The 14,930-nt window shown below is 71.1% G+C and carries 16 protein-coding genes; 3 read left to right on the top strand and 13 right to left on the bottom strand.

The genetic code is table 11. The features are described from left to right. Positions 1-5 precede the first annotated feature (5 nt). From D9598_RS13850 to D9598_RS13825, 6 genes are all read right to left on the bottom strand, one after another. On the bottom strand, positions 6-278 hold the full coding sequence (locus D9598_RS13850; RefSeq protein WP_198367113.1) for a glycine zipper domain-containing protein: 273 nt from the start codon (positions 276-278) through the stop codon (positions 6-8). Positions 279-379: 101 nt separating this feature from the next. After that, positions 380-571, bottom strand: a complete 192-nt coding sequence (locus D9598_RS13845; protein WP_198367112.1) for a hypothetical protein — start codon at positions 569-571, stop codon at positions 380-382. 41 nt (positions 572-612) lie between these two features. Further along, the gene (locus D9598_RS13840) at positions 613-2,337 is read right to left on the bottom strand and encodes a histidine kinase dimerization/phosphoacceptor domain -containing protein (RefSeq protein ID WP_198367111.1); all 1,725 of its coding nucleotides are present in this window, start codon (positions 2,335-2,337) and stop codon (positions 613-615) included. 62 nt (positions 2,338-2,399) lie between these two features. Then, positions 2,400-2,618: a hypothetical protein gene (locus tag D9598_RS13835; RefSeq protein ID WP_198367110.1), complete on the bottom strand. Its 219-nt coding sequence runs from the start codon at positions 2,616-2,618 to the stop codon at positions 2,400-2,402. After that, positions 2,618-3,262, bottom strand: a complete 645-nt coding sequence (locus D9598_RS13830) for a sigma-70 family RNA polymerase sigma factor (RefSeq protein WP_232477215.1) — start codon at positions 3,260-3,262, stop codon at positions 2,618-2,620. Before D9598_RS13830 ends, D9598_RS13835 begins: the two co-directional genes overlap by 1 nt. A gap of 211 nt (positions 3,263-3,473) precedes the next feature. After that, on the bottom strand, positions 3,474-3,950 hold the full coding sequence (locus tag D9598_RS13825; protein WP_370592028.1) for a sigma-70 family RNA polymerase sigma factor: 477 nt from the start codon (positions 3,948-3,950) through the stop codon (positions 3,474-3,476). Between the two features lie 95 nt (positions 3,951-4,045). Between D9598_RS13825 and D9598_RS13820 the strand changes: the two genes are divergently transcribed. After that, positions 4,046-4,771, top strand: a complete 726-nt coding sequence (locus tag D9598_RS13820) for a PhyR family response regulator anti-anti-sigma factor (protein ID WP_198367109.1) — start codon at positions 4,046-4,048, stop codon at positions 4,769-4,771. 84 nt (positions 4,772-4,855) lie between these two features. Further along, complete coding sequence (locus D9598_RS13815; RefSeq protein ID WP_198367108.1) at positions 4,856-5,017, top strand: DUF1328 domain-containing protein; 162 nt, start codon at positions 4,856-4,858, stop codon at positions 5,015-5,017. Between the two features lie 64 nt (positions 5,018-5,081). On the opposite strand, the gene D9598_RS13810 is transcribed toward D9598_RS13815, so the two are convergent. From D9598_RS13810 to D9598_RS13795, 4 genes are all read right to left on the bottom strand, one after another. Further along, positions 5,082-5,663, bottom strand: coding sequence for a DUF1643 domain-containing protein (locus D9598_RS13810; RefSeq protein ID WP_198367107.1), 582 nt, complete (start codon positions 5,661-5,663; stop codon positions 5,082-5,084). Between the two features lie 10 nt (positions 5,664-5,673). Further along, positions 5,674-6,804, bottom strand: coding sequence for a peptide chain release factor 2 (prfB, locus tag D9598_RS13805; RefSeq protein WP_198367106.1), 1,131 nt, complete (start codon positions 6,802-6,804; stop codon positions 5,674-5,676). A 248-nt stretch (positions 6,805-7,052) separates the two neighbouring features. Then, positions 7,053-7,997 carry a hypothetical protein gene (locus tag D9598_RS21500; protein WP_198367105.1) on the bottom strand — a complete coding sequence of 315 codons (945 nt, stop codon included), beginning with the start codon at positions 7,995-7,997 and terminating at the stop codon, positions 7,053-7,055. A 252-nt stretch (positions 7,998-8,249) separates the two neighbouring features. Beyond that, positions 8,250-10,832 (bottom strand): penicillin-binding protein 1A, encoded by a 2,583-nt coding sequence (locus D9598_RS13795; RefSeq protein WP_198367104.1) that lies wholly within the window; start codon positions 10,830-10,832, stop codon positions 8,250-8,252. Positions 10,833-11,037: 205 nt separating this feature from the next. On the opposite strand from D9598_RS13795, the gene D9598_RS13790 reads away from it, so the two are divergent. Beyond that, positions 11,038-11,823 carry an alpha/beta fold hydrolase gene (locus D9598_RS13790; RefSeq protein WP_198367103.1) on the top strand — a complete coding sequence of 262 codons (786 nt, stop codon included), beginning with the start codon at positions 11,038-11,040 and terminating at the stop codon, positions 11,821-11,823. Positions 11,824-11,832: 9 nt separating this feature from the next. Here the strand turns inward: D9598_RS13790 and D9598_RS13785 are convergent, their stop codons facing one another. The 3 genes from D9598_RS13785 to D9598_RS13775 are packed head-to-tail and all read right to left on the bottom strand — an operon-like array spanning position 11,833 to position 14,928. Further along, positions 11,833-12,255 (bottom strand): hypothetical protein, encoded by a 423-nt coding sequence (locus tag D9598_RS13785; protein WP_198367102.1) that lies wholly within the window; start codon positions 12,253-12,255, stop codon positions 11,833-11,835. Between the two features lie 13 nt (positions 12,256-12,268). Next, entirely contained in the window at positions 12,269-13,882 is a 1,614-nt protein-coding gene (locus D9598_RS13780; protein ID WP_370592027.1) for an ABC transporter ATP-binding protein, read from the bottom strand. An 11-nt stretch (positions 13,883-13,893) separates the two neighbouring features. Beyond that, a complete protein-coding gene (locus D9598_RS13775; protein WP_198367231.1) occupies positions 13,894-14,928 on the bottom strand; it encodes an ABC transporter permease in 1,035 nt (344 codons plus the stop codon). Positions 14,929-14,930: the final 2 nt, after the last annotated feature.

Raw genomic sequence — 14,930 nt, 5'->3', positions numbered from 1 at the left:
CGGCGTCAGCGGCGCAGAAGCTGGGCGATCAGGAAGCCGACGCCGACCGCCACGGCCACGGTGGCCAGCGGCCGCTCACGCATGAAGTCCACGGCGTGATCGGCCTCGTGGCGGGCGGTGCTCTTGGCACGCTGCGCCAGATGCTGCGCCTTGCCGGCCGCGCGGGAGACGGCCGGGGTGATCTGCTCCTCCATCAGATCCTCCACCTTGCGGCGAAGATCGGCGATGCGCTCCTCGACGGAGGAGGTGTCGAAGGAGGAGGACGAGCTGCGGGCCATGAATGGTGCTCCTGTTCTGCGAGGCGGTCTGCCTGGACCTAACGTGACCTCCGGGCGACCAGTTGCCGGCCGGGGGGCGGAGCCGCCCCGGCGCGGCGGACTCAGTCGAGGGCGCGGTCGATGCTACGGCCCATGCGCTCGCCCGGCCCCTTCGGCGGGTCGATGGTGTCGCGGATGTTCTCACCGGCACGGTCCAGGCCGCGCCCGGCCCGCTCGCCGGGCCCCTCGCTGCAGGCCATCATCGGCAGGGCCAGGGCCAGGACGGGAAGCGTCAGGCTCATCAGTTTGCGCATGGAAATCCGGATCCTTCTCGGTTTGCTCGGAGAACGCACGCTCAAGCTTCTGGTTGCGCCGCCACCTGCTCGTTCCCCCCCTCGGCCCTTTCCCTGCGGAGCGGCGGCTCGGGCTCGGCCTCGCGGCGCCGCAGGGTGAAGCGCAGGCGAAGCTCGGTGCCCCCCGCCTGCCGGATCTCGACCTCGCCGCCGAGATGCTGGGCGAAGCCGCGGATCAGCGTCAGGCCGATACCCCGGTCCTGCGCATTGTCCTCCAGGCGCAGGCCCAGCCCGTCATCCCGCACGGTCAGCGTCACCTCGTCCCCCTCGGCATGCACGGCGATGGTCACGGTGCCGCTGCGCGCGTCCGGGAAGCCGTGCTTGATGGCGTTGGTCACGGTCTCGGTGATCAGCAGGGCGAGGGAGACGGCCTGGTCGGTGAGGATCTCCAGCTCGTCCGCCTCCACCGCCAGCTTGATCCGCTGCCCCGGCCGTTCGCCCATGGCGGCGAAGAGCTGATGCCCCAGTTCCTCGAGGAAGGGGCGGAGCGCGATGACCTCGAAGGTGCGGTTGGTGTAGAGATGGCGGTGCAGCGTCGCCAGCGCCTGGACACGGTCGCGCGCGGTGGCGAACTCCGCCCGGGCGCGCGGATCGCGCAGGCGGCCGGCCTGCAGGTTCAGCAGCGAGGCGACGATCTGCAGGTTGTTCTTCACCCGGTGATGGATCTCGGCCATCAACAGGTCCCGCTGGCGCAGCGCGGCCTGCAACTCCTCCTCGCGCCCCGCGATGGCGCGGGCGGCATCATCGAAGGCCTGCTCCAGCGCCTGCACCTCCTCCGGCTCGCCACGCTGGGCGGCGCGGCCGAAGGGCGCCCCGGGCTGCCAGCCGCGCACCCGCGCCGCCAGGCGCCGCAGCGGCCGGGCGATGGCGATGTCGGCGCCGACGACGATGACCACGAGGCAGGCCAGCAGGAAGGCCGCCAGCTCGGCCACCCGCCGCAGCAGCACCGCCATGGCGGTGCTGCGGATCTCGCCGATCGGCAGGCCGACCAGCACGCTCAGCCCCGGCGCGAGACGGGCGCTGGCATAGGCGTAGTCCGCCCCGGCCTGGGAGCGCGCCTCCAGCGCGGCGATGCCCGAGGCGTCCTGCAATTGCCGGAGCATCCCGGGTTCCGGCAGTTCGATCGCGCCCGCCTGGGTCAGCGGCAGCGCGCTGCCCTCCGCGTCGACGAGCCAGATGCGCTGCCCCTGGCGACCCTGGTCCCGGCCTTCGCTGCGAACGAAATACTCGAGCAGCAGGCCGGCGGCGATGACCCCCTGCGCCTCGCCCTCGGCAAGGATGGGCACCGCGCCGATGATGACGGGGCGGCCGGTGACGGCGCCCTGCTGGAAAGGACCGAGAATAAAGTCCCGACCCATCATGGCGCGGTGCGCTGTCGCGGAATCCTTCTGGGGCGTGGTCAGGAGCGCGATGCTGCTGCACCGGGTCTGCCCGTCGCGGTCCATGACCCAGATGTTGGAGTAGCGGCCCGGATTGGCGGCGCTGAAGGTGGAGAGAAGCGTGCTGCAGCTTTCCGCCGTGTCGCGCAGCAGGCGCGTGTCGGTGGCGATGCCCTGCAGCGTCTGGCGCAGGCTCGCGATGGTGGAGCCGTGCCGGGCCGCCGCGATATCGACCAGGATCGTGGCGTTGCGCCGGCCCGCTGCCAGTTCCGCTTCGTAGCTCAGAACGGCATTGGCGCCAGCGATGCCGATGACAGGCACGCTAGCGACCATGAGCAGCAGCAGCATTGGTCCGCGGACGCCGCGGAGCAATCGGTGCAGCGCCCACCCTTTCGGGGGCGCCGAAGAACTCACGTCGTTTTCTTCCCCGTCCGATCGTCCTCGATCAACCGAAGCAGTTCCTCAGGGATGGGCTCCTTAGCCACGCCGTCGAACATGGCGTGGAGCCCCCGCTGTAGCCAGATGTCGAACGCCGCATCCGGCGTGCCCTTGCGCGCACGCCCGCCGGACGGGCGCTGCGATGATTTCCCGGGCTCCGCCAAAACACGCTTGTCCGCTCTCTGATCCATCAGCTTCCCAAATGCAGGGCCTGCGTTCCGGTTGCACGGCCGGCGGTGCGAAGGCTAGCATCCCGGCGGCGCGTCTCGCCAGCCTCGGCCGGTGCCGCCTTGCGGCGCGCGACCTGCGGCTCGCCGGTCAGCCAGGCCTCGAGCTGACGCCGGGCCCGGAAGACGCGGCACTTGGCGGTGCCGACCGCGCATTCCATCACCGCGGCGGCCTCCTCGTAGGACATGCCCTGCACCGTCACCAGCAGCAGGGCGGTGCGGTGATCCGCGGGCAGATCCGCCAGGCGGCGGCGCAGTTCGCGGAGCGCCAGGCTGTCCTCCTGGGCCGCCGGCCGGGCCAGCGCCTCCGCCGGGGCGCTGTCCATGTCGCAGGTGTCGCGCTTGCGGCGGATGTCGGAGAGGAAGCGGTTGCGCAGGATGCGGAACATCCAGGCGCCGAAATTCGTGCCAGGGGTGAAGCTCGCCTGCGCGGCCAGGGCGTTGCTGACCGCCGCCTGGACCAGATCGTCGGCATCGGCCCGGTTGCGGGTCATGGAGACGGCCTGCACCCGCAGACGCGGCAGGATGGCCACGAGCTGGTCATGAAAGCTCGCCGTCGCGGTGGCGGAGGTGCGATCGGCTTCGAGGGTGGCCATCTCATGGGTCATGATTGTCTTCTCGCCTTGCATGACCCACCAATGAACGGCCGAAGGAGAGGGTTGCTTCCGACATGGCCGAAAAACGCATATCAGGCATGCGTTTTCTTCCGGAAACCTTTTGGCCGGTGCGCGCTTGTCGCGGCAATCCATGCCTGCCACGCCCCACTTCCGCCTCATCGGCCCACCGATCCGGCATCGCCCGGCCCGGCGCCTTTCCGCATCAATCCTCCACGGACCCTTCTCCGGCGGCCGGCGCGGACTGGAACCGCCGCGCAAGCGCCAGTCGCGCACGCGACACCCTGGCCTTGACCGTGCCCACCGGCACCCCGCAGACCGCGGCCGCCTCCTCGTGAGAGAGGCCATGCGCGCCGACCAGGATCAGCGCCTCGCGCTGGGGCAGCGGCAGCCCTTGCAGAGCGCGCGCCAGATCCGACATCTCACCATGCATCTCCTGACCGGGAGGCGCCTGGCCCGGTTCCGGCAACTGCTCCAGCACCCGCTTCTCCGTGCCCCGCCGACGCGCCTGCTCCAGGAAGACATTGCGCAGAATCCGGAACATCCAGGCCCGCAGGCTGGTTGCAGGATCCCATTGCGTTTCGGACCGCAATCCGCGCAACACGGCTTCCTGGACCAGATCGTCGGCCAGGAAGGCGTCGCGCGCCAGGAAGCGGGCAAAGGCCCTCAGATCCGGCAACACGGCGGGAAGCCGCGTCCGGATCGGGTCTGTTTGATTGGACATTCTTTCCTGTTCAAAGTTCTGCTGCAGCTTAGGACCGATACGAGGGCCACGATATGAACGCCGCACACCACGCCGAGCTTCTGCGGGCCCTGCCCCCCGCGCGGCGCTATGCCCGCGCCCTGACCGGCAGCCAGGCGGAGGGCGATGCGCTGGTCGCCAGCGCCCTGCGCGAGGGCCTGCCGCCGGACCTTCCCCCTCGGCTGTCGCTGTACGCCGGCGTGACGCAGATGACGCCCGTGCGGGAAGGCGCGGCGGGCGGCAGCCTCACTCTGCGGCACCGGCAGCTCCTGCTGTTGACCGCGCTGGAGGAGCTGACCGCCCAGGAGGCCGCCCGCGTCGTCGGCGTGCCGCTGGACGTGGCGGAGACCGAGCTGTCGGAGGCGCGGCAATCCCTGCGCGACGCCGCCGCCACCGACATCCTGGTGATCGAGGACGAGCCGATCATCGCCATGGATGTGCGCCAGCTGGTCGAGGCCTGCGGCCACCGGGTGATCGGCGTCGCGGCCAGCGAGGCGCAGGCGGTCCGGCTGGCGCAGGAGCGGCACCCCGGGCTGATCCTGGCCGACGTGAACCTCGGCATGGGCGGGGACGGGATCAACGCCGTCAACCGCATCCAGCAGGAGCTGAAGGTGCCGGTGGTCTTCGTCACGGCCTATCCGGAGCGGCTGCTGACGGCGGAGCAGGTCGAGCCCGCCTTCGTCATCAGCAAGCCTTTCGAGCCGCTGGCTCTTGCCATCGCGACCTACCAGGCGGTTTCCGCGACGGTTCCCATCGGCTGAAACCGTGATCCGAAGCACGGCGTTCCTCCGGTCGTCATGCCCCGCAACTCCGGCGAGGGCGACAGGACCGAAGGAGACGTCACCGTGCTTTACTGGACACTGATCTTTCTCGTCATTGCCCTGGTCGCCGGCGTGCTGGGCTTTTCCGGCGTGGCCTCGGCGGCCAGCGGCATCGCGAAGATCCTCTTCGTGATCTTCCTGGTCCTGTTCCTGATCTCGCTGGTGGCGGGACGCGGCTGGGCCTGACACGAGGCCTCGCCGGCGAAGGCGTCGCGAAGCCGTTCCCGGCGCCTTCAGTCCGACCCGGCCCTCAGCCCATGTTCCAGGGCACCGGCCGGGTGTCGCCGGCGATATAGAGCGGATGTCCCGGCTGGCCCGATTGCGTGACCCGGAGCGCCAGCGGCGCGATCCCGGCGGCCCGCAACAGGGCCGCCACCTCCGGGCCCCGCCCCCGCAGCGGCCGCGGCGGCAATCCCCAGGCGGCGATCACCGTCTCGGCTCGCGCCGCCCCCTCGCCGATCGCGGCGTCGTTCCCCGGCCCGACCGGATCCTCCGCCCGGAGCAGCATGGCCGGGCTGGTGGCACGCAGGGCGAAGATGTTCAGCACCAGCATGGCGCCATATCCCCAGCGGCGGGTGAAATCGCGGCAGCGGCGCACGGTGGGGTCGTCCACCTGCTCATCGGCGGTGGAGGGGTTCATCATGATCCAGGCGACGCAGCCCGGCGTGCCGAAGGGCTTCCCGTCCCAGCGCCGCTCCAGGACGGTGCGGTAGCGGCCGCAATCGGAGAAGACCGCGCGGCTGACCACATCGCCCGAGACCGCCAGCCGCACCTTGCCGCCGGGGTCGTGGCGGTCCTGCGGGCGGAGGGCCCCGGGGAACAGCTCGGTCATGCCGGCACCCTCACCGCGCGGCGGCGCTGGCATCCGAACGGTGCGCCCCGACGCGGGAGGCCAGGGCGGCGGCCATGAAGTCGTCCAGCTCGCCATCCAGCACCGCGTCCGGATTGCCCTTCTCGACGTTGGTGCGGAGGTCCTTCACCAACTGGTAGGGCGCCAGCACGTAGGAGCGGATCTGGTGGCCCCAGCCGATGTCGGTCTTGCCGGCTTCGGTGGCGGCGTTGACCTCCTCGCGCTTGCGCAGCTCCAGCTCGTAGAGACGCGCCTTCAGCATGTCCATGGCGATGGCGCGGTTGCGGTGCTGCGAACGGTCCTGGGTCGAGGCGGCGACGATGCCGGTCGGGATATGGGTGAAGCGGACGCCCGACTCGGTCTTGTTGACGTGCTGGCCGCCGGCGCCGGAGGCGCGGAAGGTGTCGGTCTTGAGGTCGGCCGGGTTGATCTCGATCTCGATCTTGTCGTCGATCACCGGGAAGACGTAGACGCTCGCGAAGCTGGTCTGGCGGCGCGCGGCGGCGTCGAAGGGGCTGATGCGCACCAGCCGATGCACGCCGCTCTCGGTCTTGAGCCAGCCATAGGCGTTGGGGCCACTTACCTGGATGGTGGCGGACTTGATGCCGGCCTGCTCGCCCTCGCTCTCCTCAGTGAGCTGCACCTTGTAGCCGCGCTTCTCGGCCCAGCGCTGATACATCCGCAGCAGCATCTGCGCCCAGTCCTGCGCCTCGGTGCCGCCGGCGCCGGCATTCACCTCCACGAAGCAGTCGCGCATGTCGGCCTCGCCGGAGAGCAGGCTCTCGATCTCGCGGCGCTTGGCCTCGGCGGCGAAGGCCTTCAGGTCGGCCACGGCGGCGTCGGCGGTCGCGGCGTCGCCCTCCGCCTCGGCCAGATCGATCAGCTCCAGCGCATCGGCGACGTTCTGCTCGAGCGCCTTTACGCCCTCGATCTGGTCGGCCAGCCGGTTGCGCTCGCGCATCACCGCCTGCGCCTCGTCGGGCTTCTCCCAGAGGGTCGGATCCTCGGCGCGGGCATTCACCTCATCGAGGCGGCGCAGCGCCACGTCCCAGTCGAGATGGCGCCGCAGCAGGTCGATGGAGTCCTGGATCTGGCCGCGCAGGGCCTCGGCATCGGCTCGCATCCTGTCACCCTTTCGGTCTGCGGTGGTGCCCGGAAGACGGGAAACACCGCGGGCGCCCACCCGGACGGGCCGGGCTTCCCGATCGTCCGGCGGAGGGCCGGCGGCGACGAGGCTGGGCGGAGGCAGGGGGGATTACTATCCCGCCGCCCAGGGTGTCCAGGGGGCGGCCGCCGGAAGAGGCCGGAAGCATGGCGGGAGGCGCCTGATGGCGGAGCCACCCGGCGCCCCCCCCGATCGAAGGATGCGGATCAGGCGATGAGGTGATCCGTGCGGCCTTCGCCGTGGCCATAGGTGATGTAGTGCGCCGTGGCGGCGTCGAGATCGTGGCCGAAGGCCGCCTGCAGGTCAGTGTACTTCGCCAGGTAGGTCTCGGCATCGAAGCTGTCGCGCGAGCGGCCCTCGGCGAAGCCGTGATTGATGAAGTGCAGCGTGCCGGCGGCATAATCGGGACCGAAGGCCTCGATCAGGTCCTCATGCGAGGCGATGTACTCCAGCGCGTTGAAGTCGCTGCGCTCGCGGCCTTCCTTGACGCCGTAGTTGATGTAGTGCGCGGCGCCGGCCTCGACATTGGCGCCGAAGGCGGCGATCAGGTCGTCATAGGAGGCGATGTAGGTCAGGCCGTCGAAGCCCTGGTCGCTGCGCCCCTCGGCATGGCCATAGGTGATGAAGTGGTTGTAGCCGAGCTGGGCATTGGCCCCGAAGGCCTGCACCAGGTCGTCATAGGCGGCGAGGTAGTTCAGGCCGTTGAAGCTGTCCGTCGCGCGGCCCTCGGCGTGGCCGGCCTCCACGTAATGCCAGGTGGCCTCCACGGCATTGGTGCCGAAGATGCCGATCAGGTCGGGGTTGGAGGCGACGTAGCGCTGCGGGCTGAAGGCCGGCACATCCAGCGTCAGCAGGCTGTCGGAAAACTCGAAGCGGGTGACGTTGACGGCATAGTCGAGTGCGCCGTCCAGCAGGTTCTCGACCAGCACGACGCCGCCGAAGGTGCTGATGGCATAGCTCGCGGCGGAGCCGGAATAGACGGCCGTGTCGAGGCCGGGGCCGCCGTCCAGGAAGTTGGTGCCGCCGCCGCCGATCAGCCGATCATTGCCGTCGCCGCCGAAGATGTAGTCGGCGCCATCGCCGCCGACCAGCGTCTCGTTCCACGCGAGACCGACCAGGACATTCTCGGGATGAACATAAGGGCGAGCCATGATGTGCGTTTCTTCCAAAATTGCGCCAATGCCGGGCTGAGGATCATTACCACCCGGTTAGTATCATTAAACAGACTTTCCGCGCATAAAGGGACCGTTCGCCACGTCAAGTTGTGGTGATATCGCGCATCACGGGTAATGGAGGATGGATTTCAGCCCGAGAGCCTGGGCCGAGGCCCGACATCGGGCACGAAAAAGGGCCGGCCCCCTGGGCCGACCCTGTCGCCGCGAACTCCGGGAGGCTTCAGCCCGTCAGTACAGGCCGCCCAGGCTGTTATCGACGCCGGCCGGCGTGCTGGAGGAGAGGACGCCGTTGTCGATCGGCGGGCGGGCGGCATTCTCGGTTCCCGGCTTGAAGGCCTCGAGAATGGTCTGGCCGTTCTCCAGCTGGGTGCGGACCAGCGCCACGCCCGGCGGCGCGCGGAAGGGCACCGGCGGGCTGTCCTTCAGCGCCGAGGCCAGCACGTCATGGAAGATGCCGGCCGGGCCGCCGCCGCCTGTCTCGCCCGAGCCCAGGCTGCGCGGCTCGTCGAAGCCCATCCAGACGGCGACGACGATGTCCGGCGTGAAGCCGACGAACCAGTTGTCCATGTAGTCGTTGGTGGTGCCGGTCTTGCCGGCGACCGGCCGGTTCAGCCCCTCCGCCGCGCGCTTGCCGGTGCCGTACTGCACCACGCCCTGCAGCAGCGAGACCATCTGATAGGCGGAGATCGGATCGGTCACCTGCTTGCGCTCGTCGACCAGCCGGGGCGGCTCGCCCTGCGGTCCGCCCTCGCAGCCCTCGCAGCGGCGGTTGTCGGCCCGCCAGACCACCTTGCCGAAGCGGTCCTGCACCGTGTCGATCAGGGTCGGCGTCACTTCCTTGCCGCCATTGACGAAGGAGGCATAGCCGGCGGCCATGCGCATCACCGTGGTCTCGCCGGCGCCGAGCGCCATGGAGAGCACGCGCGGCATGTTGGGAATGACGTGGAAGCGCGCCGCCGCGTCGGCGACCCGCTCGATGCCGACCTCCTGCGCCAACCGGATGGTGACGAGGTTGAGCGATTGCTGCAGGGCACTGCGCATGGTCACCCAGCCGCGCGGCTGACCGCTGTAGTTGCCGGGCTTCCAGAGGCCCTGCGGCGTCATGATCTCGATCGGCCCGTCGAGCAGCTTCTGGTTGGGCGGGATGCCCATCTCCAGCGCCGGCAGATAGACGAAGGGCTTGAAGGCCGAGCCGGGCTGGCGCAGCGCCTGGGTGGCGCGGTTGAACCAGGATTGCTCGAAGGCATAGCCGCCGGTCATCGCCAGCACGCGCCCGGTGGCCGGGTCCAGCGCCACCGCGGCGCCCTGGATCAGCGGGATCTGCCGCAGCGACAGCCGGGAGCCGCGCGCATTGCCGCGCGCCGGAACCTCCTCCACCAGCACCACGTCGCCCGGGCTCAGCACCTCCTGCATCCGCCGGGGCTGGCCGCCCAGGCGGCCCTGGGCATTCACCGGCCGTGCCCAGGAGGCGACATCCTCGAGCGACAGCGTGCCCTGGCGCGGCTGCGCCTGGGCGCGCCCGTCGGGCCGCTCCAGCCAGGACAGCCGGGCCTCGCGCGCCTCCACGGACAGCGCCACAGCGAGCCGCCAGCCGGGCTGCGCGCCACCCGGCCGCGACACCGCCTCCAGCGCCGGCATCCATTCGGTGGCGGCGGTGCTGATCTTCGCCACCGGGCCGCGCCAGCCGCCACGCCGGCGGTCATAGGCCGTGAGCCCGTCGCGCAGGGCCTGCTCCGTCGCCGCCTGCAGCTCGGGCTCCATGCTGGTGCGGACCACCAGCCCGCCCATCGTCGTCTGGTCCTGGCCGAAGCGGGCCACCAGCTCGCGCCGCACCTCCTCCGTGAAATACGGGCCGGTGGCCACGGTCTCGGGCCGCACCCGGCCACGCGCGATGATCGGCTCCTGCTTCGCCGCCTCGGCCTCGGCGCGGGTCACCGCACCATCCTCCGCCATGCGGTCCAGCACCCAGTCGCGGCGCGCCTTGGCGGCCTCGGGGTAGCGGCTCGGATTGTAGTTGTTCGGCGCCTTGGGCAGCGCGGCCAGGAAGGCGGTCTCGCCCAGGCTGAGCTCGTCCAGGCCCTTGTTGAAGTAGTTCATGGCCGCCGCGGCCACGCCATAGGCCTGCTGCCCGAGGAAGATCTCGTTCAGGTAGATCTCGAGGATGCGATCCTTCGGCATGGCGCTTTCCAGGCGGAAGGCGAGGATCGCCTCGCGCACCTTGCGCATCACCGTGCGGTCGTTGCCGACCAGCATGTTCTTGGCGACCTGCTGGGTGATGGTCGAGGCGCCGACGGCGCGCCGCCCGGTCGCCATGCCCTCGACATTCATCACCACGGCGCGCGTCAGGGCCAAGGGATCGACGCCGTGGTGGCTCCAGAAGTTCTGGTCCTCGGCCGAGACGAAGGCCGCCTGCACCCGCTTCGGGATGGCGCCGATCGGCACGAAGACGCGGCGCTCCAGCGCCAGCTCGGCCATCAGCTTGGAATCCGCGGCGTAGATGCGGCTCATCTGCGGCGGCTGGTAATCCGCGAGCCATTCGTGCGGCGGCAGGTCGCCCGCCGTCTGGCGATAGAAGCCATAGCCCGCCACGCCGGCCACCACGACGCCCGCCATGCCCAGCACCAGGCCATAGCCGGCGAGGCGGACAACCCAGCGGCCGAAGCCACGGCCACTGCCGCCGCGCCCCTGGCCGCGCCCTTGGCCGCGGCGCGGCGGGCGTGGCGGGACGCCGGGCGGCGCGGGAGCGGGCTGGTGAGGCTGGGCGCGCTCGCCGACCAGGGGGCGGTCGGCACGAAGATCATTGGGTGACATGGCCGGCCTCCCATACACCGCCGGGCCTCGGTGCGCGAAGCACAGTGTGGCGTCGGGAGGCAGATGGGCGCCCGCGCGCCTTCACACCAGGGTGAGAAGCGCATCCGTTCGTAACGCAAAGCAACGGGTTGCGGCACCGCCGCCCTGGCCGTGGCGTCATGCCGCCCCTACTCTGCCCTTTCTCCTGCTGGATCCCGCCCCCGCGATGCCCGACAGCCTGCCGACCTTCCGGCCCCCGGGCCCCCATGACGCCGGTCATCCCGGCCCGCCTTCCCTGCTGCTGCTGCACGGCGCCGGCTGTGGCGCCTGGGTCTGGCGCCACGGCTTCGAGGCCAGCTGCGCGGAGGCCGGCCTCACGGTGCGGGCGCAGCAGTTCGACCGCGGGGCCGCGCAACAGGCCGGGCTGTCCGACTATGTCGAGCAGACGCGGGCCCTGTTGCGGGCCCAGGCCGGGCCGGTCGTGCTCGTCGGGCATTCGCTGGGCGCGCTGGTGGCGCAGCGGCTGCTGCTGGAGCCGCAGGTGCGCGGCGCCGTGCTGCTGGCGCCGGTGCCGCCCGAGGGACTGTGGTGGTCGAGCGCCCGGTTGGCCCTGGCCGATGCCGTTCTCTGGGCCGAGGCGGCACGGATGGACCTGCCGCCGGGCCAGGCCCCGGCGGAACTGGCGGCCGCCCTCTTCAGCGCCGCGATGCCGATGCCCGCGGCCCGTGCCGCCCTGGCGCGGATGGGCGGCGAATCCTCCCGCGCGCTGCTAGAGGCGCAATGGCCGCAGCCGGTGCCGCCCGGCTGGCTGCACCGGCGGCCGGTGCTGGTGCTGGGCGCCGGGCAGGACCGGCTGATCCCGCCCGACGCGGTGCGCCGCTGCGCGCTCTGGCACGGCGTGCCGGTGGAATTCCTGCCGGGATGCGGGCATGTGATGATGCTCGAGCCGGGCGCCGAGGGCCTCGCGCGCCGCATCGCCGAATGGACCATGGCGCTGCGGGACGCCGGCTGAGAGCAGCTTTCAGCCCCGCAGGGCTTCCATGGCGCGCACGAAGGCCCGCCAGTCATCCTTGCGCGCCGCCGCGCGCGGCGTGCCGTCCGGCGCCTTGGCATAGAGCGTCAGCACGCCCTTGGCCCAGAGCCCGTCGAACAGCCGCTCATCCGACAGCGCCAGGGCGGCCGACCGCTCGAAGACGCCGGCCTTCACCCGGGGCTGCACCTTCCACAGCCACCACCCCATGCCGGCCACCAGCAGCAGCATGCCGACATGGACGTTCACCAGCTTCATGCCGATGATCGCCACCACCAGCAGGCCGACCGGCCAGACCAGGTTCTCGCCGTAGCGATAGACGGGGGAGCCGGGGGAATTCATCTTGCGGATATGGATGCCGAGCTGGACCCGGTCCTCCCGGATCTGCTCCCGCAACACCTCTAGTTCGTTCATTCGCCTGTTTCGTTCATTCGCTGGCCGAGACCTCCCGAGCTGCCGCGCCCTCCGGGAAGGCGGCGCGCATCAGGGCCCTCGTATACTCCGCCCGGGGCGCGCGCATCACCTCCTCCGCCTCGCCCGTCTCCACCACCTGGCCCCCCTTCAGCACCATGATCCGGTGCGCCATGGCGCGCACCACGCGCAGGTCGTGGCTGATGAAGAGATAGGCCAGGCGATGCCTGGCCTGCAGGCCGCGCAGCAGCTCCACCACCTGCGCCTGCACCGACACGTCGAGCGCGCTGGTCGGCTCGTCCAGCACCAGCAGGCGCGGCTGCAGCACCAGGGCGCGGGCGATGGCGACGCGCTGCCGCTGCCCGCCGCTGAACTCGTGCGGATAGCGCTGCGCCGTGGCGGGATCGAGCCCGACCTCCTCCAGCGCCGCCAGCACGCGCGCCTGCCGCGCGGCGGCGGAGAGCGAGGGCTCGTGCACCGCCAGGCCCTCGCCGACGATCTCGGCGATGCTCATGCGCGGCGAGAGCGAGCCGTAGGGGTCCTGGAAGACGATCTGCATCCGCGCCCGCAGCGGCCGCAGCGCGGCGCGCGACAGGCCCTGGATCGGCGTCCCCTCGAAGCGGATGGCGCCCTCGCTGGATTCGAGCTGCAGCAACGCGAAGCCGAGCGTCGTCTTGCCGCTGCCGCTCTCCCCCACCAGGCCGAGCGTCTCGCCCTCCCGCAGCGCCAGCGAGACGCCGTCCACCGCGCGCACCTCGCCGACCTGGCGGCGCAGCAGGCCGCGGCGGATCGGGAAGCGCACCCGCACCGCCTCGGCCTCGAGCAGGACGGGCGCATCGGGCGGCACCGGCGCCGGCGCCCCCCGCGGCTCGGTGGCCAGCAGCATCCGCGTGTAGTCGGCGCGCGGCGCCGCCAGCACCTCGGCCGCCCTGCCCTGCTCCACCACGCGGCCATGGCGCATCACCACCACCGCATCGGCATGGGCGCGGACGATGGAGAGATCGTGCGTGATCAGCAGCATCGCCATGCCGAGGCGCCGCTTCAGCTCGTCCAGCAGATCGAGGATCTGCGCCTGGATGGTGACGTCGAGCGCCGTGGTCGGCTCATCGGCGATCAGCAGCTTCGGGTCGTTGGCCAGGGCGGCGGCGATCATCACCCGCTGCCGCTGCCCGCCCGAGAGCTGGTGCGGGAAGGCGTCCAGCCGCTCGGCGGCATTGGGCAGGCCGGCGCGCCGCAACAGGGCGATCACCCGCTCGCGCAGCGCGGCGCCCCGCAGCGGCTGATGCAGCCGCACCGCCTCGGCCACCTGCCGGCCGATGCTGTGCAGCGGGTTGAGGCTGGTCATCGGCTCCTGGAAGACCATGCCGGCCACGCCGCCGCGCAGCCGCCGTAGCTCGGCCGGGCCGGCCCGCAGCACGTCGGTGCCGTCCAGCAGGACGCGACCGCGCGGATTGGCGCCGGCGGCCGGCAGCAGCCTCAGGCAGGACAGCGCGGTGACGCTCTTGCCGCTGCCGGATTCGCCGACCAGGGCAACCGTCTCCCCCGGCTTCACGGCGAAGGAGACCTCCTGGACCACGGTCTGGCCGCGAAAGGCGACGGAAAGATCCTCGACGCGCAGGATGTCGTCCACGCCCGCCGCCCTCACCGCCCGCCGCCCGGAAGCTTGCGCGGATCGAAGGCGTCGCGCACCGCCTCGCCCACGAAGATCAGCAGGGTCAGCACCCCGCCCAGCACGGCGAAGGCCGTCATGCCGAGCCAGGGCGCCTGCAGGTTGTTCTTGCCCTGCGTCACCAGCTCGCCGAGCGAGGGAGAGCCCGGCGGCAGGCCGAAGCCGAGGAAGTCCAGGCTGGCCAGGATGGTGACCGAGCCGGAGAGCAGGAAGGGCAGGAAGGTCAGCGTGGCCACCATGGCATTGGGCAGGATGTGGCGGATCATCAGTCGGGTGTCGGCGACGCCGAGCGCCTTGGCCGCGCGCACATAGTCGAGATTGCGGCCGCGCAGGAACTCGGCGCGCACCACGCCGGTCAGCGCCATCCAGGAGAAGAGCAGCAGGAAGAACAGCAGCACCCAGAAGCCCGGCGCGATGACGCTAGAGAGGATGATCAGCAGGAAGAGTTGCGGCATGCCCGACCAGATCTCGATGAAGCGCTGGAAGCCGAGATCCACCCAGCCGCCGTAATAGCCCTGCACCGCCCCGGCCGCGATGCCGATGACGGCGCTCAGGATCGTCAGCGTGAAGCCGAAGAGCACCGAGGTGCGGAAGCCGTAGATCACCCGCGCCAGCACGTCGCGCGCCTGGTCGTCGGTGCCCAGCGGATTGCGCCAGGAGGGGGGCGAGGGCGCGGGCCGGCCGAGATCGCGGATGATGGTGTCGTGGCGGTAGGGCAAGGGGGGCCAGAGCATCCAGCCGCCGCGCTCGGCCACCTCCTGCCGCAGCACCGGGTCGCGCCAGACGGCGGCGGTGGGGAAACCGTCGGGGATGATGTCGCTCTCGGCGTACTCGACGGCGACGGGGAAGAACCAGCGGTCCCCGACACGGGCCAGCAGGGGCCGGTCATTGGCGACCAGCTCGGCGCAGAGCGTGACGAGAAAGAGGGCGAGGAAGATCCAGAGCGACCACCAGCCGCGCCGGTTGGCGCGGAAATTGGCCAGCCGCCGGCGCGTGATCGGGCGCAGCG

It is taken from the genome of Roseomonas sp. KE0001 (genome assembly GCF_016107285.1).
Classification (GTDB): domain Bacteria; phylum Pseudomonadota; class Alphaproteobacteria; order Acetobacterales; family Acetobacteraceae; genus Pseudoroseomonas.
This window is presented reverse-complemented; position numbering and strand designations above follow the sequence as displayed.